This is a genomic window from Ruegeria sp. H6, assembly GCF_056532975.1.
Window position 1 is genome coordinate 20979 of record NZ_JBQFOA010000004.1, and the last position, 23067, is coordinate 44045.

Sequence of the window (23067 nt, forward strand, 5' to 3'; positions counted from 1 at the left end):
GTCATTGAAACAGCCCGGACACAAGGCCCGGGCTGCTTGATTTTATGGCTGTTAACCTGGGATCAACGGAAGTTGACGGTCTTGTTCTCGCCGTCGGTGACCTCGATCTCACGATACGAGCCCGCGCTTTCACCGGGGCCAATCAGCTCAACACCCGACGCGCCGACATAGTCGATGTCCTGACCCGCGGCCAGCAGTTCCAGACCTTTGGCCAGCTCACCGGGGTAGATTTTCTCACCCGGAGCGTTGGCAACGTCCATGATCTTGCCGCCATAGTCCGCCGGGTTGGCCGATCCTGCGGCCTGCATGGCCAGCATGAACAGCGCAGCGGCGTCATAGGATTCAGGCGAATAGGGCGACGAGCCGTCGAAACCGGCAGCTTCGGCCATGGCGAAATATTTCTCGGCACCTTCACCGCCAGAACCAGCGATCTGACCGAACGAGCCGTTCAGGTCGGGGCCGACATTTGCAGGCAGCGAGTCGCCGATCATGCCGCCGGGCAGACCGAACGTATCAAACGCGCCGCTGTCCAGCGCCGACTGGATGATGCCAAGACCGCCTTGGTCCAGATACCCGGCAACGACCAGAATATCGCCACCTGCCGACGCCAATGCCCCGACTTCGGCCGAATAGTCGGCTTTGCCGTCTTCGTGCGCGGCGACGATGGTGACTTCGCCACCCGACGCCTCGTACGAGGACTGGATCGCGTCCGCCAGACCCTTGCCATAGTCGTTGTTGGTGTAGGTCAAAGCGATCGAGCTGATGCCGCGATCATTCAGGATGTCTGCCATCACTTGACCTTCACGCGCATCCGACGGTGCCGTGCGGAAGAACAGACCGTTGTCTTCCATGGTCGACAGGCCCGGCGAAGTTGCCGAAGGCGAGATCATGACCATGCCATTCGGGATCGCGACGTTCTGCAGGATCGCCCCGGTCACGCCCGAGCAGTCGCCGCCGATGATACCGGCAACACCTTCGCCGATCATGCGTTCGCCGTTCGACGTCGCCAGACCGTTATCGATACAACCGGTGTCCGCACGCGATGCCGTCACAGTCGCACCGTCCAGCAATTTGCCGGATTCGGTGACCTCGGCCATCGCCATCTCGGCACCAGAACCCATTGCGGGGGCCAGCGATTCGATTGGGCCGGTAAATCCGAACAGAACGCCCAGTTTGACGTCTTCAGCCATTGCAGTGCCAGCCAGCAAGGCGGATGCTGCAGTTGCAGTAAGCAGCTTTTTCATATGGTTACTCCCTATTGTGAACGTATTCGTTCTGGGCACGACCCTAGGCAAGCTGTGCGAAAAAGAAAAGTGCTAACACAAAGGTGCTTTCTTGTGCGGTAATCCTATGTGCTTTGATGTGGTTAGGCAGGCCGATCACGTCGCGTTGCCAGAGTAGGAGAATGAAATGCCGCGCATCTTTGCGATTCTGTTTTTGACCCTCTGCGCCAGCGTCGCGGTGGCTGATACCCTTGAAACCTCGGCTGGACCTGTACGTGTGACGCAAATGGTCGGGGGTCTGGACACGCCTTGGGCCATCGGGATCCTGCCTGACGGCCAGTTTCTGGTCACTGAACGCGACGGCGACCTGCTTTTTGTGTCGGACGGCTCAACCAAGCGTGTGCGTGGTGTCCCCGAGGTGGCGGCAAACGGGCAGGGCGGTTTGCTCGACGTCACGGTGGCGCGCGATTTCGCGCAAAGTCGAGAGATTTTCCTGACCTTTTCGAAACCGCAGGCAAGCGGCGCGGGCACGGCGGTTGCAGTCGCGCGCCTGTCGGAGAGCGGTGATCGCCTGACCAATCTGCGGGTGATCTTCGAAGCGGTCCCCGGTGGAAGCGGCGGGCGCCACTTTGGGTCGCGCGTGGTCGAAGCCAAAGACGGAAGCCTTTTTATAACTATCGGAGATCGCGGGGATCGACCCAGCGCCCAAGACCGCGCGAACCATATGGGCACTGTGATCCGTATCAATCGCGATGGCAGCGTGCCGTCCGACAACCCGTTTGTCGGCCATTCGGATACACGCCCCGAGATCTGGTCTTTCGGGCATCGCAACCCGCAGGGCGCGGGGTTGGACGCGCAAGGGCGTTTGTGGGTGTCCGAGCATGGCGCGAAGGGTGGAGATGAGGTCAATCTGGTGCGGCCCGGTGCGAATTACGGATGGCCGGTGATTTCCTATGGCGTCCACTATTCCGGTGACAAAATCGGCGAAGGCACCTCGAAACCCGGGTTGGAACAGCCCGCGCACTATTGGGACCCTTCAATCGCGCCCTCGGGCTTGATGGTTTATTCGGGCAAGCTGTGGCCCGCCTGGAAGGGCGATATCTTCGTCGGGTCGCTTAAATTCGACTACATTGCACGTCTGTCGGGCTCGCCTTTGGGTGAGGTCGGACAGATCAAAGGGGCCGAGACCGAGCGCGTGCGCGACATTGTCGAGGCCTCGGACGGATCGATCTGGTTTCTTTCAGTCGGTGAAGGCGCGGTTTATCGGATGACGCCCGAAGGTTAAGCCATTGATCCGTCATGCCGTCCGTGCTGTGATGCATTCGCCTTTCCACCAGCACGGGCCGACGCCAGTGGATGAATTTGATATCGAACTGTGTAAAACGCTGCCCCCCAAAGCAGAGCTGAACGGTATCTTGGCGCAATATAATGCTTTGATTGTCGAACGCATGACCGCGATGGGGTTCGGGATTGATCCTGCTGCGCCGGAAAGTGCGCTGGCGGAATTCTGGGCCCATTCGGAGGATTACCTGCCACCGAACGGGTGCCTTGTTGTCGCACGGAACGGGCAGGGTGAGATCATCGGATGCGGGATGATGAAACGGCTCGATCAGGAAACCGGCGAGCTCAAACGCGTCTTTGTCACTAAAAAGGCCCGCGGTACCGGAACTGGACGCGCCTTGATTCATGCACGTGAAACCGCGGCGCGGAACATGGGGCTAAAGTGGTTGGTGGCAGATACGCTGACGCCCAATGTCGAGATGCGCAGTCTCTATCCAAAACTTGGGTTCGTGGAACAAGAGGACCCGATTGAGACAACAACCTATCTAGATCAGCCGATGCTGCGCCCCTATCTGCACTACTTTACCAAAGAACTTGATTAGACCGACAACCGCCCGCCTTGCGCGCCACGCTCGCGGTAGGGCGTCGTGTTGTAATGCGCGCGGTAGCATTTCGAGAAATGGCTGGGTGAGGCGAACCCGCAGGCAAGCGCCACGTTTATCACGCTCATGTCGGTCTGCATCAGCAGATTGCGTGCCTTGTGCAGGCGCAGTTCCATGTAATATCGCTTTGGCGAGCGGCTCAGGTAGCGGCGGAACAGGCGTTCAAGCTGGCGGGTCGACATGCCCACATCCTTGGCAAGGATCGAGGGCGAGATCGGTTCTTCGATGTTCTTTTCCATCATCAGGATGACCTGGCTCAGCTTGGGGTGGCGCACGCCGATCCGGGTGGGCGTCGACAGGCGCTGCGTATCCTGATCGGTGCGGATCGACGAATAGATCATCTGATCGGCCACGGCATTCGCGAGGTCTTCGCCATAGTCGGCCGCGATGAGTTTGAGCATCAGATCGATCGACGAGGTGCCCCCGGCGGTTGTCATCCGGTTTCCGTCGATCAGGAACACCGACTTTGTCAGCTCAATCGTGTCAAACTCTTCGATAAAACTGTCAGAGTTTTCCCAGTGAATCGTTGCCCGTTTGTTGTCGAGCAATCCGGCCTTTGCCAGCGTATAGGCCGCTGTGCACAGCCCTCCGATCTTCGGGCCCTTACGCGCCTCTCGCCGCAGCCAGTTCAGTACGCGTTTGGTCGTCGCGGCCTGAATGTCGACCCCGCCGCATAGCAGAATCACATCGTCCCGCTGCAGCTCGGTCAGATCGCTATCGACCTTGAACGATGTACCAGCCGAACATTGCATCGTGTCCCCGCCATCGGCAGCCAGGGTCCAGCTGTACAAAGGGCGATCCGCCATTCGGTTGGCGATGCGCAAACTGTCCAACGCCGACGCGAAAGAAAGCAGCGAAAACTTGTCAAGAAGAACAAATACATAGTGCTTTGGTTTGTCGGCGTGGCTGTCCACAGTGACAACTTGGCGTTGCTCTTGCATGGCGAACTGTCCTTGATTCAGTACCTGTTGCGGCGTCGCACAGTCAGATTTGCCCGTCAACATGCTCAAAGCTTGTTTGCTGCGTCAAGAGCCTCAAAAGGATATGGTCACTCGGATAAGCTTTTTGTATAGAGACACACTGAATTAACTCAGCGGAGAACAAAGCTATGAGTGAGTGGCAAAAATCGAACTGGCGCAACAAGCCCCGGGTTCAGATGCCCGACTATACCGACGCGGCCGCGCTGGCCAAAGTCGAGGCTCAGCTTTCGCAGTATCCTCCGCTGGTTTTTGCCGGTGAGGCGCGGCGGCTGAAGCAGCATCTGGGGGCCGCAGGTCGCGGTGAGGCGTTCCTGCTGCAAGGTGGCGATTGTGCTGAAAGCTTTGAACAATTCAGTGCGGACGCGATCCGCGACACGTTCAAGGTGATGCTGCAGATGGCGATGGTTTTGACCTATGGTGCCAAGGTGCCGGTGGTCAAAGTGGGCCGCATGGCGGGTCAGTTCGCCAAACCCCGCAGCGCACCGACCGAGGTTGTGGATGGTGTGGAACTGCCCAGCTACCGCGGTGATATCATCAACGATCTGGAGTTCACGCCCGAGGCGCGTATTCCCAACCCGGCCAAAATGCTGCAGGCCTACACGCAGGCGGCGGCCACGCTGAACCTGTTGCGCGCCTTTTCGACCGGTGGTTTCGCGGATATGAGCCGCGTTCATTCCTGGACGCTGGGCTTCACCGATGATCAGGACGTGCAGAAATACTCGGAAATCGCCGACCGAATTCAGGACTCGATCGACTTCATGGATGCGGCCGGGATCAACGCGGATACCACGCATGAGTTCTCCAGTGTTGAATTTTATACAAGCCACGAAAGCCTGCTGCTTGAGTATGAAGAGGCGCTGACCCGTCTGGATTCGACCTCGGGCAATTGGCTGGCTGGATCGGGTCACATGATTTGGATCGGTGACCGCACCCGTCAGCCCGATGGGGCACATGTGGAATTCTGCCGTGGTGTTCAGAACCCGATTGGTCTGAAATGCGGTCCGACCACAACTGCCGAAGACCTCAAAGTGCTGATGGCGAAACTGAACCCTGAAAACGAAGAGGGACGCCTGACCCTGATCGCACGGTTTGGCGCAGGCAAAGCAGGTGAGCATCTGCCGCGACTTGTCAAAGCCGTCAAGGAAGAGGGTGCAACCGTCACCTGGGTCTGTGACCCGATGCACGGCAACACGATCAAATCGGCAACAGGGTACAAGACCCGTCCCTTCGATTCGGTTCTGCGCGAGGTGCGCGACTTCTTTGGCGTGCATCAGGCCGAAGGTACTGTTCCGGGCGGCGTGCATTTCGAGATGACCGGACTGGACGTTACCGAATGCACCGGCGGCGTGCGGGCCGTGACCGAAGAGGATCTGTCAGATCGCTACCACACGGCGTGCGACCCGCGTTTGAACGCGTCTCAGTCGCTGGAACTGGCGTTCCTGGTGGCCGAAGAACTGACCAACTTGCGCCGCGACCGGTCGAAACGCGCGGCAAGCTGACCGGTTATCACAACACATGAGACGGCGGGCTTTGTCCCGCCGTTTTCATTTGTGCTCGTCTTCGCGCGAGGAAACCAGCCGTAGATGTGAGGCCGGTTTGAACGCAGGCCCTTCTTCGGCGAACCCAGCCAATTCCGCGTGTTGCACATCAGGCTTTGGGCGAAGGTGCAATTCGGCCACCGGGCGCACCCTTTCTTCTATCAGGGCAAAGCGCCGTGGGGTGACGCCAATCGCACCGTCACTGACCATCACGCCCAGCGCCCGGCTGACATCCCCCAGATCGCTTTTCAGCGGCAACAGAATCATGCGTGCCTGCAGTCGCATCCGCCCCAGTTTGCCCGAGGACTCAAGGCTCAGCTCGGCAATGGCGGGCGCGGTGAACACCGCATCCAGATGACCGGTGACCCGACTGCGCGCGCTGGGTTCAAAAAGCGCGGTCAGTGGCATGCCCCGCACCTCCATCCCGAAGATCTTGTTCAGGTGGCTGCCGGCCAGCCTGAACCGCGCCAGACCGGGCGCGATACGTTCCAGGATGAACGTGTATTCCAGTATATTCTCTAGCCCGCGCGGATCGATCTGGGATCGCGCCGGGATGTCACTTTGATCCAGCAGCGCTGTCCAATATGCCTCGGCCTGTCGGATGGGGGACAGGCTGCGCCCACTGTCGAAGCGATCCATTGCGACAATCTTCCCAATGCTTGGGCTGGAACCAGTTCCAAAAAAGGTTTTCATTTCATCACCCTAACGTCGATCAGTCGCATTTTTCATAAAATGCCAGCTATTGGCGGGATACCGGCACGCCGGTTGGTTTAGCCAAAAGATTGACACGGGTTAATTCAATTTTGGAGGAAAACTTTAACGAATGGTTAACTTGTGCAGACGAGTTGAAGATTAAGCAGGGTCTTGCCCAAGGCAGGCCGATGGCATTAGGTGCGAAGGCCGGGCAAGTGATGAAAGGGCAAGCATGATCAAGTCCATGACCGGGTTCGCTTCGGGGAAAGGGGCGCATGGCCCGCACAGCTGGAGCTGGGAGCTGCGCAGCGTCAATGGCAAAGGCCTGGATCTGCGGCTGCGGGTGCCCGACTGGCTGACCGGGCTTGAGGCCGCGTTGCGCGCCGACATGTCCAAAGCACTTAGCCGAGGCAATGTTACGCTGTCCCTGCGCCTGAGCCGAGAAGAAACGGCATCGGACATCAAACTGAACATCCCCGCGATGCAGTCCGCTCTTGAAGCGCTGGTGCAGACCCAGGCCCTGGCGGTGGAACGCGGGATACCCCTGGCCGAGTCCAAGGCCAGCGATCTGCTTTCGCTTAAGGGTATGCTTGAGGCCGGGTCCGAGGCGGATGATGCAGCGCCCTTGGTGGCGCAGTTGAAGGCCGAGTTCGGTGAGCTGCTGGCAGATTTCATCGCCATGCGACAATCCGAGGGTCAGGCGTTATCGGGCATTCTGAATGCGCAATTGAACAGTATTGAAACACTGACACATCAAGCGACGGAAATCGCCGAACGCCGCCGCGAGGAGATGGCGCAAACGCTTCGAGACAATCTTGCACGTGTGCTTGAGAACACTCAAGGTGCGGACCCGGACCGCGTCGCGCAGGAACTGGCGCTGATCGCGGTCAAGGCGGACATTACCGAAGAGCTGGATCGTCTGGGCGCACATGTCACCGCCGCGCGAGCGCTTTTGGCGCAAGACGGCGCGGTTGGCCGCAAGTTCGATTTTCTGACGCAGGAGTTCAACCGCGAGGCCAATACCTTATGCTCGAAGTCGCAAAACGCCGATCTGACCGCGCTTGGGCTTGAGTTGAAAGCTGTAATCGATCAAATGCGCGAGCAAGTGCAAAACGTGGAATAGGAACGCAACATGGCGGAACGCCGAGGCCTGCTTATCATCTTGTCTTCGCCTTCAGGCGCGGGGAAATCCACCTTGGCCCGACGTTTGATGGGGTGGGATGAAGGCTTGCGGTTTTCCATCTCGGCCACCACCCGCGCACCGCGCCCGGGCGAGGAACATGGTCGAGAGTATTTCTTTCTGACCGAAGACGCGTTCAAACAGCAGGTCGCCGATGGCCAGATGCTGGAACACGCCCATGTATTCGGCAATTTCTACGGATCGCCCGCCGGTCCGGTGCGCGAATCGATTGAACAGGGGCGCGACGTTCTGTTTGACGTCGATTGGCAGGGCGAGGTGCAGATCCGAAACTCGGACCTGGGTAAGCATGCATTGTCGATCTTCATCCTGCCGCCCTCGATCCGAGAGCTGCGCCGCAGGTTGGAAGGCCGCGGACAGGACAGCGCGGATGTGATCGCGAAACGTATGCTCAAAAGCTGGGATGAGATCAGCCATTGGGGTTACTACGATTACGTGTTGATAAATGATGATCTGGACGAGACAGAAGAAAAACTGAAGACCATCGTCGCCGCCGAGCGGATGCGCCGCATTCAGCAACCGCGCCTGCAAGACCACATCCGCAAGCTACAGACCGAGTTCGAGGAACTGTCATGACCATCTACGCGCTTGGCGACCACGTCCCGCAAATCCACAAAGACACCTGGGTTGCGCCCGATGCCAATCTGATCGGGCAGGTGGTGTTGGAAAAGGGCGCGTCGGTCTGGTTCGGCTGCACCATTCGCGCGGATCACGAAGAAATCCGTGTGGGCGCTGGCAGCAATGTGCAGGAAAACTGCGTCATGCATATCGATGCCGGTTACCCGCTAACAATTGGTCAAAACTGCACCATTGGGCACAAGGTGATGCTGCATGGCTGCACAATTGGCGACAATTCCCTGATCGGGATGGGCGCCATTGTGCTGAACGGTGCAAGGATCGGCCGCAACAGCCTGATCGGGGCAGGGGCGTTGATCACCGAAGGAAAGGAGATCCCGGATAACTCGCTTGTCATGGGATCCCCGGGCAAAGTCGTGCGACAGCTGGACGACGCAGCGGCGCAGAAGATCACGTTCAGCGCGCTGCACTATCAGGACAACATGCGCATGTTCCGGGATCGCTTGTCACCAGTCTCGGTCAGCGACTAAAGCGAAAGCCTCGCACGATGTCAGAGGACCTGATTGAAGAGTTTGTCTCGGCCATCCCGATGCCTGCACTGATGGTGGATCAGACCGAACGGATCATAGCAGCCAATACCGATGCAAGGACGCTTTTGGGGCAGGGCATTCTGACCCGTCATTTCGCCACCATCCTGCGCCAGCCGCAGGTAATCGAGGCGATTGAGACCAGCCTGCGAAACAAGGGGCCAGCCAAGACACGCCACCTGTCCAACGATGGGGCACAGGACACGACTTTCGAGGTCGAGTGCCGCTATATGCAAGGTGTCGGCGCAGTGTCGGGCGGGGCTGTTCTGGTGGTGTTTCAAGACGTGACGCATCTGGAACAGGCCAGTCATATGCGACGCGATTTTGTCGCTAATGTCAGTCACGAGCTGCGCACACCGCTGACGGCGCTGATGGGCTTTATCGAAACCCTGCGCGGCCCGGCCCGCGACGACGCCGCTGCGCGAGAACGCTTCCTGCAGATCATGGCGGACGAAGCCAACCGCATGAATCGGCTGGTGGGTGATTTGCTGTCGCTGAACCGGGTCGAAAGCGAAGAGCGTGTGCGCCCCAAAGAGCCGGTGGAGCTGACGGGCCTTTTGCAGTCGACCCTCAACACCTTGAAACCCCTGGCCGAAGACGCAGAGGTCAAGCTGAGCCTGAACGCACCAGAGGCCGAGGTTTCCTTGTTGGGTGACAGCGATCAATTGCGACAGGTTTTCACCAACCTCATCGAAAACGGCATCAAATACGGTGGCAGCGGCGGTGTCGTGGAGGTCAACGTTTTGACCTCGGACCGGGATACCGCAATGCGGGGGCCGGCGGTGCGGGTCCAGATTGCCGACAAGGGGCCGGGCATTGATGCCGTACACCTGCCGCGCCTGACCGAGCGATTCTATCGCGCCGACAGTCACCGATCCCGCCAATTGGGCGGCACCGGTCTGGGGCTTGCAATTGTGAAACACATCATCAACCGTCATCGCGGACGGCTGCGCGTGGAAAGCGAGCTGGGCAAAGGTTCTGTGTTCACAGTGATATTGCCGCGCTGAAACCCAGCCGTTCTGACCTGATCCGGGCGACCAGACTAAAGGGTTGTGAAAAAAACTTCACCCAAGCCGCGTGTTGTCATGAAACTGTTACGTTCCTGTCACAAAAGCCTTACGCGAGCCTCCTAGTGCTGCGCTCGGGATCATCATGGGGGTGATCAAAACACATGCTTACCAAGGAGACTGAAATGTCCTTTGTGAAACTGTCGGCTTCTGCGCTGGCGATTGCTGCCGTTTCGGCCACTGCTGCTGCGGCTCGTGACAACGTACAGATTGCTGGTTCGTCGACCGTTCTGCCTTATGCGTCGATCGTTGCCGAGCTGTTTGGCGAAAACACCGATTTCCCGACACCGGTTGTTGAATCGGGCGGTTCTTCGGCAGGCCTGAAGCGTTTCTGTGAAGGTGTTGGCGAAAACACCATCGACGTTGCAAACGCATCGCGCGCCATCCGCGAAAAAGAGATCAAGGCCTGTGCCGAAAACGGCGTGACCGACATCATGGAAGTTCGCATCGGCTATGACGGCATCGTTTTCGCAAGCCAGCAGTCGGGCCCGGCCTTTAACGCGTTCGAGCCATCGGACATCTTCAACGCTCTAGGCGCCAAAGTCCTGAAAGACGGTGCTGTGGTCGATAACCCCTACAACACCTGGGCCGAGTTCAATGCGGACTTGCCTGACGTTGAAATCGCAGGCTTCATCCCGGGCACCAAGCACGGCACCCGTGAAGTTTTCGAAGAAAAAGTTCTGCTGATCGGTTGTGAAGAAACCGGCGCAATGCAGGCCATGATCGATGGCGGCATGAGCGAAGACGACGCAGAAGATGCATGCTTGGCTGTTCGCACCGATGGCAAGTCGGTCGATATCGACGGTGACTACACCGAAACTCTGGCGCGCATCGACACCAACCCCAACGGTATCGGCGTCTTTGGTCTGGCGTTCTACGAGAACAACACCGACAAGCTGAAAGTGGCCACCATGTCGGGTATCGCACCGTCGACCGAGACCATCTCGACCGGTGAATATCCTGTGTCGCGCCCGCTGTTCTTCTACGTCAAGAAAGCGCATATCGGCGTGATCCCTGGCCTGAAAGAATACGCTCAGTTCTTTACAGCTGACGAAATCGCAGGTCCGTCCAGCCCGCTGGCCAACTATGGCCTGGTTGCCGATCCTGAGCTGTCAAAAACGCAGGACGCAATCGCGAACGAAGTGACCATGGGTTCGGGCAGCTAAGCCTGGCTTTGGTTTGAAAGATCGGGGACGGCGAAAACCGCCGTCCCCTTCTGCGACTTTTACCCAATCAAGAGCAACGGGGGCGTCATGCCGATACTTTGGCTCATTCTGATCGTGTTGGCGATCGCGGCGGTCGGTTATGTCCTGGGACGGGCACGCGCACTGCAAAGCGCGGGCGGCGACAGCCGGGGGCTGCATTCTCTGCCGGTCTACTACGGTGCCAACGTTCTGCTGAAAACGGTTGTCCCGGCCTTTGGCCTCTTGATTGTCTGGCTGCTGGTGCAGCCGCTTTATGTGAATTCTCAGGTCTCGGAAATGATCCCGGATACGGCGATCAAAGAGGGGTCCTCGCTAAGCCTTGTGATGGCCGAGGTGCGCCGCACGGCGACCGGTTTGGACAATGCCGTCGCCCTTGGCAACATGACCGAGGAGGACGCAAGGAACTTTCGGACCGATCTGGCCGATGTGACCCAGCGTCTGAAAGATGCAGGGCAGGTGGTGACCTCTGACATCACACAACCGGTTCTGAACGCGGCACAGACCTACCGGATGATGAACGCCACCGGCTATGGCATCATGACCGTAGCCGTTTTGCTGGTCGCGTTGATCGGGTCCGCGGTGGGCTGGCTGCAGACAAAGGCCGATTACCGCGCCCGCAACGTGGTTGAGCAGGGCGTGGGCATCCTGTTGTTGGCGGCGGCGTCGATTGCGATCCTGACCACGGTGGGTATCGTGCTGTCGCTGGTGTTCAACACGTGGGAGTTCTTCAAGCTCTACCCGGCGTCGGACTTCTTTTTCGGCCTGACCTGGTCGCCCAGCTTTTCGGGGCGCGGAGGGTCATCGGAACTGGGTATCATCCCGCTTCTGTGGGGCACATTCTACATCTCGATCGTGGCACTGTTGGTTGCTGTTCCCATCGGCTTGTTCGCGGCAATCTATCTCAGCGAATATGCGTCACCCAAGGTGCGGGCTGTTGCCAAGCCGATGCTTGAGGTGCTGGCCGGTATCCCGACCATCGTTTACGGCCTGTTTGCCTTGCTGACCGTCGGTCCGCTGCTGCTGGATATCTTTGGCGACAATGGGCTCGGTTGGATGAAAGCTGGCACCGCGGTCATGACCGCTGGACTGGTCATGGGCATCATGCTGATCCCGTTTGTCTCGTCCCTGTCCGACGACATCATCAACGCGGTGCCGCAGGCGATGCGGGATGGGTCCTACGGGCTGGGTGCGACGCAGTCCGAAACCATCCGCCAAGTGGTGCTGCCGGCTGCGTTGCCGGGCATCGTGGGTGCCATCCTTCTGGCCGCTTCGCGCGCGATTGGGGAAACCATGATCGTAGTGCTTGGGGCAGGGGCCGCGGCCCGGCTGAACCTGAACCCATTCGAGGCCATGACCACTGTGACTGCCAAGATCGTCAGCCAGTTGACCGGGGATGCCGACTTCGCCTCGCCCGAGGCATTGGTGGCCTTCGCCCTTGGCATGACGCTCTTTGTTCTGACCCTCGGGCTGAACGTCTTCGCCCTTTATATCGTGCGCAAATATCGGGAGCAGTACGAATGACCGACGCCAGCATGCATAGCCCCGAAAGCGGCCGAAAGACGACATCGCTGACCGCAGCCGACGCGCGCACGAAGAAACGGGCCAATGCCGAAAAACGGTTCCGCGCCTATGGGATCGTTGCCATAGCGACCGGCCTGTTCTTTCTGGTCGTCCTCTTTGCCTCGATCCTGTCGCAAGGCATCCCGGCCTTTCAGCGCACAGTGGTGAGTGTTGAATTCACGCTGGATCCGGCGCAACGGGATGAAGCAGAAGCGACACTGTTCAAAACCAAAGCCTATTCAGACCTGTTCATCGCGCAACTGAATGATGAGCTGGCCGAAAGCGGTATTCAGGTCGATTTCGATGCGGATGCAATCGAACGCCTGTTGGGCAAAGTCGGTGGCACGCTTCGGGAATTCTATCAGAACAATCCCGACACGCTGGGAGAATCGGTGATGTTCGATCTGGCGGCTTCCAGCAGGGTTGATGGCTATTTCAAGGGCCGCGTGTCACGCGACACCCTGCAAGACAGCCGTTTCCTGCAACTGAGCGATCTGGACCTCGTTGATGCGCTGAAAGAAGCTGGCATCATCAAGCAGGCCTTCAACTGGCCCTTCATCACCGGTGCGGATTCAGGCGTGGACAACCCCGGCGGTGCTGGCATCGGGGCCTCGGTCGTCGGGTCGTTCTTCATGATGCTGGTGGTTCTGGCGTTGTCGCTGCCGATCGGTGTTGCGGCCTCGATCTATCTGGAAGAGTTCGCGCCGCAAAACCGGTTCACCGATCTGATTGAGGTCAATATCTCGAACCTCGCCGCTGTGCCGTCCATCGTATTCGGTATTCTGGGTCTGGCCGTGTTCATCCAGTTCATGCACCTGCCGCAATCGGCGCCACTGGTGGGTGGACTGGTCCTGACCCTGATGACGCTGCCGACGATCATCATCTCGACCCGTGCCTCGCTCAAGGCGGTGCCGCCATCGATCCGGGATGCGGCACTTGGGGTAGGGGCCTCGAAAATGCAGGCGGTGTTTCACCACGTTCTGCCGCTGGCCGCGCCCGGTATCTTGACGGGCACGATCATCGGTCTGGCCCAAGCACTGGGGGAAACCGCGCCGCTTTTGCTGATCGGCATGGTGGGTTTTGTCGCCCGCGGCTATCCCGATGGGTTTCTGGCTGGCTTTACCGAGCCGAACTCGGCCATGCCAGCGCAGATCTACACCTGGGCCGCGCGTGCCGATGTGGGGTTCTATGAGAAAGCCTGGGGCGGCATCATCATCCTTTTGATGTTCCTGCTGACCATGAATATCATCGCAATCATCCTGCGCCGCCGCTTTGAACGCCGCTGGTAAATGGAGGCTACAATGAATGACATGACACGAGTGGAGAGAACCGTGGACTCCAAAGACATCAAAATCAACGCCAAGAACGTTCAGGTCTACTATGGCGACACCCACGCGATCAAAGACGTGAATGTCGATATCGAAGACAAGACCGTCACTGCTTTCATCGGCCCGTCGGGCTGCGGTAAGTCCACGTTTCTGCGTTGCTTGAACCGGATGAACGACACCATCGATATCTGCCGGGTGCAGGGCGACATCCTGCTGGACGGCGAAGATATCTATGACAAGCGGGTCGATCCGGTACAGCTGCGCGCCAAGGTAGGCATGGTGTTCCAGAAACCCAACCCGTTCCCCAAGTCGATCTATGACAACGTGGCCTATGGTCCCCGCATTCACGGCCTTGCCAAGAATAAGTCGGAACTGGATGAAATCGTTGAGAAATCTCTGCGTCGCGGTGCGATCTGGGATGAGGTCAAGGATCGTCTGGATGCCCCCGGAACCGGCCTGTCTGGCGGCCAGCAACAGCGTCTGTGCATCGCGCGCGCCGTCGCGACCGAGCCCGAGGTGCTGCTGATGGACGAACCCTGCTCGGCCCTGGATCCGATTGCCACGGCACAGGTCGAAGAGCTGATCGACGAATTGCGCTCGCAATATTCGGTGGTGATCGTGACCCACTCGATGCAGCAGGCCGCACGCGTCAGTCAGAAAACTGCGTTCTTCCACTTGGGTAATCTGGTCGAGTTTGGAGAGACCGGGCAGATATTCACCAACCCCGAAGATCCCCGCACGGAAAGCTACATCACCGGCCGTATCGGCTGAGCACAGGTAATTTCACATGTCAGAACAACATATTGCATCTGCATTCGACCGTGACCTTGAGGCGATACAGGCCCATATCATGAAAATGGGCGGTCTGGTCGAGGCCGCGATCATGGGCGCCGCACGGTCGCTGGAAACGCGCGACGAAGAATTGGCGCAGGAAGTGCGTGCCAATGACAAGGCCATCGACGCGCTCGAAGACCTGATCGATGAGGAAACCGCGCGCCTGATCGCTTTGCGTGCGCCCACCGCCAGCGATCTGCGACTGGTTCTGTCGGTTTTGAAAGTGTCCGGCAACCTTGAGCGGATCGGCGATTACGCCAAGAACATCGCGAAACGAACCACGGTTCTGGTCAACGCGGGCGAGATCAACGGCAGCGCCGCAGCCTTGCGTCGCATGGCGCGCGAGGTCGAACTGATGCTGCGTGACGCCCTGGACGCTTATATCCAGCGCGATGCCGAACTGGCCACCGATGTCATCAACCGCGATGAAGAGGTCGACCAGATGTACAACGGCCTGTTCCGTGAATTCCTGACTTTCATGGCCGAAGACCCGCGCAACATTTCCTCGTGTATGCACCTGCATTTCATCGCCAAGAATATTGAGCGTATGGGCGATCACGTCACTTCGATTGCCGAGCAGGTCGTCTATCTGGTGACCGGCGAGCGCCCGGCAGAGGCCCGGCCCAAGGCCGACGTCACCTCGCAAACCGTGTAGGAGAACACTCATGTCTGCTGATCAACCGACTGTTCTGGTGGTTGAGGACGAGTTGGCCCAACGCGAAGTGCTGGCCTATAACCTCGAAGCGGAAGGGTTTCGCGTCTCCAAGGCGGCCAGCGGCGACGAAGCCATGCTGCTTGTGGATGAAGACTGCCCGGACATCATTGTTCTGGACTGGATGATGCCGAACCTCAGCGGTATTGAGGTCTGTCGTCGACTGAAAACGCGCCCGGACACACGCGCCATTCCGATCATCATGCTGTCGGCACGGTCGGAAGAGGTCGACAAGGTGCGGGGACTGGAAACCGGTGCGGATGACTATGTGGTCAAGCCGTATTCGGTGGTCGAGCTGATGGCGCGGGTGCGCACGCAACTGCGCCGCGTACGACCGGCCACGGTTGGCCTGCGGCTTGAGTTCGATGATATCATCCTGGATTCCGAGACCCACAAGGTCAGCCGCGACAGCAAACCATTGAAACTCGGGCCGACAGAGTTTCGTTTACTGAGCACGTTCATGGAAAAACCGGGTCGTGTCTGGAGCCGCGAGCAACTGTTGGATCGCGTATGGGGTCGTGACATCTATGTAGATACGCGCACTGTCGACGTTCACATCGGTCGTTTGCGCAAAGCGCTGACGCAACATGGCGGTGCAGATCCGGTCAGAACCGTTCGAGGCGCCGGCTACGCACTGGGATAACGCACTTGGGGCAGGGTGTGCGATAATCTTGCCCCGAGCATTTCGTGCGTTCCTGAGCTGAACGAGGTTTTTCAAAACCAAGATTAACTGTGCCTCATCAGATTGCGTTGCCAAACGTTGCCACTGATTTCCGCTGGTGTTTGGTATGTTACGCAATATGCTTCGCGTGCGCATGAGATTACGCGTAGGGTTCAGTCGATGTACGACAGCGGTAAGAATCGAACAAGCGAGCAGTATATGCGGCGTTCCGAGATCGTGTACCGTTATTCGTATAATCGGTATTATGGTAATTTGATTGATGCGCCCAAATGAAGCTTAAAGGCAAAATAGCTGTCGTAACCGGTGCCGCCGGTGGAATTGGCAAAGCCATGGCCGAACGCTTTGCCGCAGATGGCGCCATCGTTGTTTGCGCCGATATCGACTTGGATGGCGCGCAGAAAGTTGCGGCCCACATCGGTGGTCACGCCTTTGGCTGTGATGTGTCGCGCGAGCCAGACACGCAAAACTTGATCGAACATGTCGAGGCGCAGATCGGACCGATTGATCTGTTCTGTGCGAATGCCGGAATTCTGACATTGGGTGGCCTGGACGTTCCTGATGCCGAATGGGACCGGATCTGGAAGATCAACGTGATGTCTCATGTCTGGGCCGCGCGGCATCTTGTGCCTCGGATGGTCTCGCGCGGTGGCGGCTACTTTCTGTTAACCGCATCCGCCGCTGGACTGCTCAATCAACCCGGTGCTGCACCTTACGGCGTTACGAAACACGCCGCCCTCGGTATTGCCGAGTGGCTGGCCTTGACCTATGGTTTTCAAGGCATCCGCGTGTCGGTTTTGTGCCCGCAAGCTGTGCGCTCAGACATGATCCGTGGCCACGAAAACTCGGTGGCTGCAATAGACGGAGTACTTGAACCCGAGATCGTGGCGCAGTGCTGTGTTGATGCCATAGAGGCCGAGCAGTTTTTGATTTTGCCACATCCTCAGGTCTTGGACTACATGCAGCTTAAAGCCAGCGACTATGACCGTTGGTTGGCCGGAATGATGAAATTAAATCAGAAGTTTAGCTAGCAAAGTGCAAGTCATTTCCGCCGTTTTCGCAACAAACCTTCCTGCGTGACGGAGGCCACCAGAGTTCCGTCCTGCGCGTAGATTGAGCCGCGGTTGAAACTGCGTCCCTGCCCCGCCCACGGAGATTCCATCGTGTACAGATGCCAGTTGTCGAATTGAACCGGCCCGTGAAACCACAGCGCATGGTCAAGACTTGCGCCATCAACCTCGCCAGAAAACCAGCTCAGGCCGTGCGGCCGAAGCCCGGATGTCAGCAGGCTCATATCAGAGGCATAAGCCAAAAGTAGATGTTGCACGATCTGGCTTTGGTCTTTTGCGCCGGTCATGCGGAACCAGATTTGTTGGCGGTCATCTGCTTTGGCTGGTTTAAACAGGTCCAGAGGTTCGATCTCGTGCACTTCGATAGGACGTTCGCGCAGCAATTCAGGCCTCAGGTGTTCGGGAACACGGTCCACATATAGCTGCCGAAGATCTTCGCGTGAGGGATGGTTTTCGGGTCCGGTTGCCTCAGGCATAGGATGTTGATGGTCCCAACCGGTATCTGTTTTGTGAAACGAAGCTGACAGGTTCAGGATTTGCTTACCATGCTGGATTGCGACCACGCGGCGTGTTGTGAACGAACCTCCATCCCGCGCCCTATCCACTTGATAGATAACGGGAATAGATGGATCTCCGGGGCGAATGAAATAGGCGTGCAGCGAATGACACAACCGTTGGTCAACCGTCCGATAGGCTGCGGCCAGGGCCTGAGCGATCACGTGGCCGCCAAAGATGCGGGTCGGTGTTTCCCCGCCTGCCCCGGTGCCGCGAAACAGGTCCACTTCCAGGGCTTCGATATTCAGCAAATCCAACAGGATGCGTTCTGCTTCGGTCATCAGTTTAATGCGCCTTGTACCAGGGCCTTTAGCTCCGCCCGCGAGGGGTATGAACTGGACGGTGACAGCTGCGTAAAGAACACAACGGTCAGGTCGTTGACCGGATCGATCCAGAAATAGGTCGAAGCGATCCCACCCCAGCTGAAATCGCCGACCGAACCCGGGACGCGCAGTCGCGCCGGATCCAAAACCATAGCACCGCCAATGCCAAAACCAGTGCCTTCCATGGGTTGCTCGGCAAAGCTTTGTGGACCCATCGATGCAATATCGCCGGGTAAGTGGTTCATCATCATGAATTCTACTGTGTTCGGACCCAGAATCCGCACACCGTTTCCGGCCCCGCCATTGCGCAGCATTTCCGCGAAACGGGCGTAATCGTCAATCGTTGAAACCAACCCGCCACCGCCCGAAAACGTGGTGGTCCGTTCAAAAGGAGACGCCCCTGCCCGATCCGCTAAACGCAGCGTATTTGTGCTGTGGCTGGCCTTGTCCAGATGAAAGCCATCCCCGTCCAGAGGCGTGTAGAGAGAGGCAAACCGATCCGCAGAGTCTGAGGGCACCCGGAATGCCGTATCTTTCATCCCTAGCGGTTCAAAGATGTGCTCGGCAAAGAACCGATCCAGCGTCTGGCCCGAGACAACTTCGATCACGCGCCCGATCACATCGATGCCCACCGAATATTCCCAACGCGTCCCAGGGTGAAAGGCCAAGGGCAGTTCCGCCAGCGCCTTGACCCGATCGGCCAACGGCCCTTGATCGGGAGAAAAGATCAGGTTTTCCGCGTCCATAGCCTCGGGCAGAACGCCGGGATTGAACGGGTAGCTCAGACCGCTGGTATGCGTCAGCAACTGATGCAGCGTCGGTGTCGGCGCAGGTTCCGTCTGATCGACCCGCGTTGCACCCGGGATCAATACCTGGACGGATTGGAATTCGGGCAGAAAATCAGACACGGGCGCGTCCAGATGAAACAGACCACGTTCGACCAGCATCATCAGCGCCACGGAGGTCACCGGTTTCGTCATCGAGTAGATGCGCGTCAAAGTCGCACGATCATAAGGCTTTGCGCTTTCGACATCGCGCAGACCGCAGGCGTGAAAGAACGCCTGACGCCCCTGATGCAGGACCAACAGCGAACTTCCCGCATATTTCCGGTCGTCAACATATCGTTGCATCCAGTTGCGAATATGCGTCTGTCCGGTCTCGTGTAGGATCATCATTTACCTTTTTGTTCTGACGCAACAAATCGTGCCCTTCGTCGCGCTTATCCGACTGTGATATGCGGACGTTGAGATGTCGAGAACATTGTATGATGACCATAGGTTAGAATTGATTCGAAAGGGTGATGCAGTGGCGCAGATTGAACTCATGTATGACTTTTGCAGCCCGAATGCGTATCTGGCGCACAAGTTGATACCCGACCTCGCTGCACGTCACGGGGCTTCGGTGACATATTCTCCGGTCTTGCTGAGCCTTGTGTTCAAGGCAACCAACAACCAGAATCCGTTTCAGGCCTTTTCCGAAAACCGCCAGAAATCGGCCTATCTGACGCATGATCTGCACCGATTTGCCCGACGGCGTGGGTTGAGTTTTCACATGAGCCCACATTTCCCGCTCAACACCAAATTCGCTATGCGTGGTGCGATCTATGCAATGGGAAAACCGTGGGAGTACAAATATATAGAAGCGGTTTTTGACGCGATTTGGTTGCATGGTCAAATGATCGAAGACATGAATGTTCTGATCGATGTGGTGCAGGAGGCTGGCTTGCCTTCGAAAAAGATACGCGACGCGGCCACAGACCCGGACATCAAACAGCGGCTCAAGGATCAGACGAAAGCTGCAGTTCGTCGGGGCGTCTTTGGGGTCCCGTCGATCTTTGTCGGCACCGAGATGTTCTTTGGGAAAAACAGCCTGAGCAATGTTGAGCTAGAGCTTGAAACGTTGGCGGAAACGCGCTGATTGGTCGAATGTGACAAATGGCTGGCGTTTTTCCCCCTTACGTCTGATCCAAAGCCTTAAGCCCGTGCTGAGCAAAAACCGGCACGTAAGCGCCAAACACCTTGGCACGCGCCGGGTCTGATGCGTTGCCGTCGACCGAGCGTTTGTAGACCCCCTGCAAAATGGCGGCCATGCGGAAGAAGTTGAAGGCCAGATAAAAGCCGAAATTGTCGATGCCGGACAGCCCTCGCCGTGCGCAGTAATCGGCCACAAAGCTCTGATCCGAAGGCAGCCCGAGCGCAGCGCGATCAATACCGGCAAGGCCTCGCCCCTCTTTCCCGGGCGGCAATTGCCATTGCATGATGACAGCCGCCAGATCCGCGAATGGATGACCGATGGTCGACAGCTCCCAATCCAGAACACCGATACAGCCGGTGCCGTCCGCCTGAAACATCAGGTTGTCGATACGATAGTCGCCATGCACCAAGGTGCGTTGGCCGTCATCCGCCGGAACCTGTTGTTCTAACGCCAAAATCAGACGGTCCATCGGGGGAATGACGTCGGTGGCCGAGGCACGGTATTGTTTGGTCCAACGCGCGATCTGGCGTTCGAAATAGTTTCCTTCGGGCCCGAAATCGCTTAGCCCGACGGCGTTGATGTCGACCATATGAAGCTCGGCCAGAACGCGGTTCATTTCATCCAGAACACCTGTGCGAACAGCACTGCTTTCACCCTCCATCGTGGGTTCCAGAAAGATCCGCCCTTTCAGATGTTCCATCACATAAAACGCCGAACCGATCACTGCGTCGTCTTCACAGAGCAAGAGCATTCGAGGCACCGGGACAGGGCTGTTTCTTAGTGCCTGCTGCACCCGAAACTCACGATCGACGGCGTGGGCGGATTTAAGAAGCTGCCCCAACGGCTTGCGGCGCAACACATATTTGGCCTTTAGGGTACGCAACAGAAAGGTTGGATTGGATTGCCCAATCGCAAACTTTTCGACCTCCAACGGGCCTTCGTATCCGTTCAGGTTATCCTTAAGATACCTGTCTACAACTTTGATGTCCAATTGAGGTTCAGTATTTGACATAAGCCAACATCACATTGAATCAGCAAAGATATTGCCACTTGTCTGCACATTGATGCCGCCGGAGACAGGCAGAACCGCACCCGAGATATAGCTGCCTCCGCGTCCACACAGGAACAGGACACAACCAGCGATATCTTCTTCGCGACCGACACGACCCAGCGGAACCCCTTGGCCAACGCGTTCGCGTTTCTCGGCATCTTCAGTGGCAAAGGCAGTCATCCGAGATACGAATGGTCCGGGGGCCAGGGCGTTGACGGTCACACGGTGCGGTGCAAGCTCCTTGGCCATGATCTTGGTCAGGTGCAATACGGCGGCTTTGGAGGCGGAATAGCTATAGGCCCCGTCTCCCATCGGCACTTCGCCCATCACAGAACCGACATTGACCACTCGCGCCGGATCGTCGTCAGTACCGGATGCGATCAGCAGCGGCAGCAGCTTTTGTGTCAGATCGAAAATACCTGCGACATTGACGTTCATGACCTTTTCCCAGGCCGCATGCGGAAATTGACCCATCGGCGCGCCCCACGTGATGCCCGCATTATTCATCAAGATATCAAGCTTTTGCGTTCGACTTTTAACCTCTTTCACCAGTGTGTCGATACCGGCTTCGGTCCCCAGATCTCCGGCAAAGCCTTCGGCAGATCCGGGTGCGTCCAATGCGTTCAACTCGGCTGCGACCGCTTCGCAGGCGTCGCCCTTGCGGGAGGCGATCAAAACATGGGCACCGGCACGAACGAAGGCTTCGGCTGCCATGCGCCCGATCCCGGTTGCGCCCCCGGTGACCAGTGCCGTTTTTCCGGGAAGAGAGAACAAACTTTCTGGAGTCATGCTGCATCCTTGTAATAGCTTGGGGGCCGAAACGATTGGCGATCTTTCTGACGATCCAACGATTTCGCCGATGATGAGGCAAGAGGGAACAGAAATCCATGCAGGCATTACTCAGCGTCACTTCGGGTGGCCCGGACACACTGGAACTGACGACCCTGCCCGACCCTGTACCCGGGGATGACGAAATTGTGATCGCGGTCGAAGCCGCCGGCGTAAACTTCCCAGACACGCTGATGATCCGGGACTTGTACCAGATGAAACCACCCCGCCCCTTTGCACCGGGCGGAGAGGTTGCGGGAACGGTGGTGTCGGTTGGCAATGGTGTGAAAACCCAGCAAACCGGTGACCGCGTGCTGGCGCTGACGGGCTATGGCGGGTTTGCCAGTCATGTCGTGACCAAGGCTGCAGCTGCGGTCAAGATCCCGGATGTTATGCCGTTTGACGATGCGGCCTGCTTTGTTTTCACCTACGGAACCTCGTACCACGCCCTGCACGATCGGGCCGAGCTGAAACCGGGCGAAACCCTTTTGGTTCTAGGGGCCGCCGGAGGGGTCGGATCGGCCGCTGTTGAGCTGGGCAAAGCGATGGGTGCAACTGTGATCGCGGCTGTGTCGTCCGAGGATAAAGCCGCCTTCTGCCGAGATCTGGGTGCAGACGAAACCATTGTATATCCAAGAGAAATGGATCGGGATGCACAAAAATCCCTGTCTAACCAGATCAAGACCTTATCGGGCGGCGGGGTTGATGTGGTCTATGACGCTGTGGGTGGCGATTATGCTGAACCCGCCTTGCGAAGCCTGTCGTGGAAAGGCCGGTTTCTGGTTGTAGGCTTCCCGGCGGGTATCCCCAAAATACCGCTCAACCTGACCCTGCTGAAGGGCTGTCAGATCGTGGGTGTCTTCTGGGGGGCCTCTGTCTTGCAAGAACCGCACGCGCATGCGGCAAATATGCGCGCATTGTTCGACCTGTATGGGGCGGGAAAAATCAAACCCCGTATCTCGGCCCGCTTTCCGTTGGCACAGGCAACTGAGGCGTTGAAGGTGTTGGAAAATCGAAGTGTTCTCGGTAAGGTTGTAGTGTTACCTGCTGATCGGTGATCGGGGTTAAACACCCAACCCTTGCAATACAGCAACTTGGTCAATTCTCGTTCGTCGCCAAAGCCGAGCTGTGTCTGGACGCTTA

At 57.9% G+C, this 23067-nt stretch carries 23 protein-coding genes; 16 read left to right on the forward strand and 7 right to left on the reverse strand.

Translation table 11 applies throughout. The features are described from left to right. Positions 1 to 62: 62 nt before the first annotated feature. Positions 63 to 1244, reverse strand: a complete 1182-nt coding sequence (locus ACR0AG_RS09635) for an ABC transporter substrate-binding protein (RefSeq protein ID WP_480838210.1) — start codon at positions 1242 to 1244, stop codon at positions 63 to 65. A 166-nt stretch (positions 1245 to 1410) separates the two neighbouring features. Between ACR0AG_RS09635 and ACR0AG_RS09640 the strand changes: the two genes are divergently transcribed. Together ACR0AG_RS09640 and ACR0AG_RS09645 are read left to right on the forward strand one after the other, a co-directional pair. Then, positions 1411 to 2508: a PQQ-dependent sugar dehydrogenase gene (locus ACR0AG_RS09640; RefSeq protein ID WP_480838212.1), complete on the forward strand. Its 1098-nt coding sequence runs from the start codon at positions 1411 to 1413 to the stop codon at positions 2506 to 2508. 31 nt (positions 2509 to 2539) lie between these two features. Next, positions 2540 to 3106, forward strand: a complete 567-nt coding sequence (locus ACR0AG_RS09645) for a GNAT family N-acetyltransferase (RefSeq protein ID WP_480838214.1) — start codon at positions 2540 to 2542, stop codon at positions 3104 to 3106. Here ACR0AG_RS09645 and ACR0AG_RS09650 read toward each other — a convergent pair. Continuing rightward, positions 3103 to 4107 carry a GlxA family transcriptional regulator gene (locus tag ACR0AG_RS09650; RefSeq protein WP_480838216.1) on the reverse strand — a complete coding sequence of 335 codons (1005 nt, stop codon included), beginning with the start codon at positions 4105 to 4107 and terminating at the stop codon, positions 3103 to 3105. The genes ACR0AG_RS09645 and ACR0AG_RS09650 overlap by 4 nt on opposite strands. Before the next feature lie 167 nt (positions 4108 to 4274). Between ACR0AG_RS09650 and ACR0AG_RS09655 the strand changes: the two genes are divergently transcribed. Then, positions 4275 to 5645, forward strand: coding sequence for a class II 3-deoxy-7-phosphoheptulonate synthase (locus ACR0AG_RS09655; RefSeq protein ID WP_480838218.1), 1371 nt, complete (start codon positions 4275 to 4277; stop codon positions 5643 to 5645). A gap of 45 nt (positions 5646 to 5690) precedes the next feature. On the opposite strand, the gene ACR0AG_RS09660 is transcribed toward ACR0AG_RS09655, so the two are convergent. After that, entirely contained in the window at positions 5691 to 6323 is a 633-nt protein-coding gene (locus ACR0AG_RS09660) for a PAS domain-containing protein (RefSeq protein WP_480838220.1), read from the reverse strand. Positions 6324 to 6609: 286 nt separating this feature from the next. Between ACR0AG_RS09660 and ACR0AG_RS09665 the strand changes: the two genes are divergently transcribed. From ACR0AG_RS09665 to ACR0AG_RS09715, 11 genes are all read left to right on the forward strand, one after another. After that, a complete protein-coding gene (locus tag ACR0AG_RS09665; RefSeq protein ID WP_480838222.1) occupies positions 6610 to 7500 on the forward strand; it encodes a YicC/YloC family endoribonuclease in 891 nt (296 codons plus the stop codon). A 9-nt stretch (positions 7501 to 7509) separates the two neighbouring features. After that, a complete protein-coding gene (gene gmk, locus ACR0AG_RS09670) occupies positions 7510 to 8151 on the forward strand; it encodes a guanylate kinase (protein ID WP_480838223.1) in 642 nt (213 codons plus the stop codon). Beyond that, on the forward strand, positions 8148 to 8681 hold the full coding sequence (locus ACR0AG_RS09675; protein WP_480838225.1) for a gamma carbonic anhydrase family protein: 534 nt from the start codon (positions 8148 to 8150) through the stop codon (positions 8679 to 8681). The genes gmk and ACR0AG_RS09675 overlap by 4 nt, the downstream gene beginning before the upstream one ends. A 17-nt stretch (positions 8682 to 8698) precedes the next feature. Further along, positions 8699 to 9745, forward strand: a complete 1047-nt coding sequence (locus ACR0AG_RS09680) for a sensor histidine kinase (protein ID WP_480838227.1) — start codon at positions 8699 to 8701, stop codon at positions 9743 to 9745. A 185-nt stretch (positions 9746 to 9930) separates the two neighbouring features. Further along, a complete protein-coding gene (locus tag ACR0AG_RS09685; protein WP_480838229.1) occupies positions 9931 to 10971 on the forward strand; it encodes a substrate-binding domain-containing protein in 1041 nt (346 codons plus the stop codon). A gap of 87 nt (positions 10972 to 11058) precedes the next feature. Beyond that, positions 11059 to 12531, forward strand: coding sequence for a phosphate ABC transporter permease subunit PstC (pstC, locus tag ACR0AG_RS09690; protein WP_480838231.1), 1473 nt, complete (start codon positions 11059 to 11061; stop codon positions 12529 to 12531). Then, entirely contained in the window at positions 12528 to 13859 is a 1332-nt protein-coding gene (gene pstA / locus ACR0AG_RS09695) for a phosphate ABC transporter permease PstA (RefSeq protein WP_480838233.1), read from the forward strand. The genes pstC and pstA overlap by 4 nt, the downstream gene beginning before the upstream one ends. A 12-nt stretch (positions 13860 to 13871) precedes the next feature. Further along, positions 13872 to 14669 (forward strand): phosphate ABC transporter ATP-binding protein PstB, encoded by a 798-nt coding sequence (gene pstB, locus ACR0AG_RS09700; RefSeq protein ID WP_480838235.1) that lies wholly within the window; start codon positions 13872 to 13874, stop codon positions 14667 to 14669. Positions 14670 to 14685: 16 nt separating this feature from the next. Beyond that, entirely contained in the window at positions 14686 to 15387 is a 702-nt protein-coding gene (gene phoU, locus ACR0AG_RS09705; protein ID WP_480838237.1) for a phosphate signaling complex protein PhoU, read from the forward strand. A gap of 10 nt (positions 15388 to 15397) precedes the next feature. After that, the gene (gene phoB, locus ACR0AG_RS09710) at positions 15398 to 16087 is read left to right on the forward strand and encodes a phosphate regulon transcriptional regulator PhoB (protein ID WP_480838239.1); all 690 of its coding nucleotides are present in this window, start codon (positions 15398 to 15400) and stop codon (positions 16085 to 16087) included. 308 nt (positions 16088 to 16395) lie between these two features. Then, on the forward strand, positions 16396 to 17154 hold the full coding sequence (locus ACR0AG_RS09715; protein WP_480838241.1) for an SDR family oxidoreductase: 759 nt from the start codon (positions 16396 to 16398) through the stop codon (positions 17152 to 17154). An 11-nt stretch (positions 17155 to 17165) separates the two neighbouring features. On the opposite strand, the gene ACR0AG_RS09720 is transcribed toward ACR0AG_RS09715, so the two are convergent. Together ACR0AG_RS09720 and ACR0AG_RS09725 are read right to left on the reverse strand one after the other, a co-directional pair. Continuing rightward, complete coding sequence (locus tag ACR0AG_RS09720; RefSeq protein WP_480838243.1) at positions 17166 to 18029, reverse strand: acyl-CoA thioesterase; 864 nt, start codon at positions 18027 to 18029, stop codon at positions 17166 to 17168. Then, complete coding sequence (locus ACR0AG_RS09725) at positions 18029 to 19243, reverse strand: serine hydrolase domain-containing protein (protein WP_480838245.1); 1215 nt, start codon at positions 19241 to 19243, stop codon at positions 18029 to 18031. The genes ACR0AG_RS09720 and ACR0AG_RS09725 overlap by 1 nt, the downstream gene beginning before the upstream one ends. Before the next feature lie 133 nt (positions 19244 to 19376). On the opposite strand from ACR0AG_RS09725, the gene ACR0AG_RS09730 reads away from it, so the two are divergent. Then, on the forward strand, positions 19377 to 19988 hold the full coding sequence (locus ACR0AG_RS09730) for a DsbA family protein (protein ID WP_480838247.1): 612 nt from the start codon (positions 19377 to 19379) through the stop codon (positions 19986 to 19988). Positions 19989 to 20025: 37 nt separating this feature from the next. Here the strand turns inward: ACR0AG_RS09730 and ACR0AG_RS09735 are convergent, their stop codons facing one another. Together ACR0AG_RS09735 and ACR0AG_RS09740 are read right to left on the reverse strand one after the other, a co-directional pair. Further along, a complete protein-coding gene (locus ACR0AG_RS09735) occupies positions 20026 to 21057 on the reverse strand; it encodes a phosphotransferase family protein (RefSeq protein WP_480838249.1) in 1032 nt (343 codons plus the stop codon). A 9-nt stretch (positions 21058 to 21066) separates the two neighbouring features. Further along, positions 21067 to 21885, reverse strand: coding sequence for an SDR family NAD(P)-dependent oxidoreductase (locus ACR0AG_RS09740; RefSeq protein ID WP_480838251.1), 819 nt, complete (start codon positions 21883 to 21885; stop codon positions 21067 to 21069). A 98-nt stretch (positions 21886 to 21983) separates the two neighbouring features. On the opposite strand from ACR0AG_RS09740, the gene ACR0AG_RS09745 reads away from it, so the two are divergent. Next, positions 21984 to 22982 (forward strand): NADPH:quinone oxidoreductase family protein, encoded by a 999-nt coding sequence (locus tag ACR0AG_RS09745; RefSeq protein WP_480838253.1) that lies wholly within the window; start codon positions 21984 to 21986, stop codon positions 22980 to 22982. The last annotated feature ends 85 nt before the right edge of the window (positions 22983 to 23067 follow it).

What these genes read in the sequence shown, in the direction of transcription:
- ACR0AG_RS09740 (WP_480838251.1), bottom strand. Translation starts at nt 21,885, where the DNA reads ATGACTCCAGAAAGTTTGTTCTCTCTTCCCGGAAAAACGGCACTGGTC.
- pstA (WP_480838233.1), top strand. Translation starts at nt 12,528, where the DNA reads ATGACCGACGCCAGCATGCATAGCCCCGAAAGCGGCCGAAAGACGACA.
- ACR0AG_RS09675 (WP_480838225.1), top strand. Translation starts at nt 8,148, where the DNA reads ATGACCATCTACGCGCTTGGCGACCACGTCCCGCAAATCCACAAAGAC.
- ACR0AG_RS09735 (WP_480838249.1), bottom strand. Translation starts at nt 21,057, where the DNA reads ATGTCAAATACTGAACCTCAATTGGACATCAAAGTTGTAGACAGGTAT.
- ACR0AG_RS09715 (WP_480838241.1), top strand. Translation starts at nt 16,396, where the DNA reads ATGAAGCTTAAAGGCAAAATAGCTGTCGTAACCGGTGCCGCCGGTGGA.
- ACR0AG_RS09635 (WP_480838210.1), bottom strand. Translation starts at nt 1,244, where the DNA reads ATGAAAAAGCTGCTTACTGCAACTGCAGCATCCGCCTTGCTGGCTGGC.
- pstB (WP_480838235.1), top strand. Translation starts at nt 13,872, where the DNA reads ATGAATGACATGACACGAGTGGAGAGAACCGTGGACTCCAAAGACATC.
- ACR0AG_RS09650 (WP_480838216.1), bottom strand. Translation starts at nt 4,107, where the DNA reads ATGCAAGAGCAACGCCAAGTTGTCACTGTGGACAGCCACGCCGACAAA.
- ACR0AG_RS09665 (WP_480838222.1), top strand. Translation starts at nt 6,610, where the DNA reads ATGATCAAGTCCATGACCGGGTTCGCTTCGGGGAAAGGGGCGCATGGC.
- phoB (WP_480838239.1), top strand. Translation starts at nt 15,398, where the DNA reads ATGTCTGCTGATCAACCGACTGTTCTGGTGGTTGAGGACGAGTTGGCC.
- ACR0AG_RS09660 (WP_480838220.1), bottom strand. Translation starts at nt 6,323, where the DNA reads ATGGATCGCTTCGACAGTGGGCGCAGCCTGTCCCCCATCCGACAGGCC.
- gmk (WP_480838223.1), top strand. Translation starts at nt 7,510, where the DNA reads ATGGCGGAACGCCGAGGCCTGCTTATCATCTTGTCTTCGCCTTCAGGC.
- ACR0AG_RS09655 (WP_480838218.1), top strand. Translation starts at nt 4,275, where the DNA reads ATGAGTGAGTGGCAAAAATCGAACTGGCGCAACAAGCCCCGGGTTCAG.
- ACR0AG_RS09745 (WP_480838253.1), top strand. Translation starts at nt 21,984, where the DNA reads ATGCAGGCATTACTCAGCGTCACTTCGGGTGGCCCGGACACACTGGAA.
- ACR0AG_RS09685 (WP_480838229.1), top strand. Translation starts at nt 9,931, where the DNA reads ATGTCCTTTGTGAAACTGTCGGCTTCTGCGCTGGCGATTGCTGCCGTT.
- ACR0AG_RS09720 (WP_480838243.1), bottom strand. Translation starts at nt 18,029, where the DNA reads ATGACCGAAGCAGAACGCATCCTGTTGGATTTGCTGAATATCGAAGCC.
- pstC (WP_480838231.1), top strand. Translation starts at nt 11,059, where the DNA reads ATGCCGATACTTTGGCTCATTCTGATCGTGTTGGCGATCGCGGCGGTC.
- phoU (WP_480838237.1), top strand. Translation starts at nt 14,686, where the DNA reads ATGTCAGAACAACATATTGCATCTGCATTCGACCGTGACCTTGAGGCG.
- ACR0AG_RS09645 (WP_480838214.1), top strand. Translation starts at nt 2,540, where the DNA reads ATGCATTCGCCTTTCCACCAGCACGGGCCGACGCCAGTGGATGAATTT.
- ACR0AG_RS09725 (WP_480838245.1), bottom strand. Translation starts at nt 19,243, where the DNA reads ATGATCCTACACGAGACCGGACAGACGCATATTCGCAACTGGATGCAA.
- ACR0AG_RS09680 (WP_480838227.1), top strand. Translation starts at nt 8,699, where the DNA reads ATGTCAGAGGACCTGATTGAAGAGTTTGTCTCGGCCATCCCGATGCCT.
- ACR0AG_RS09640 (WP_480838212.1), top strand. Translation starts at nt 1,411, where the DNA reads ATGCCGCGCATCTTTGCGATTCTGTTTTTGACCCTCTGCGCCAGCGTC.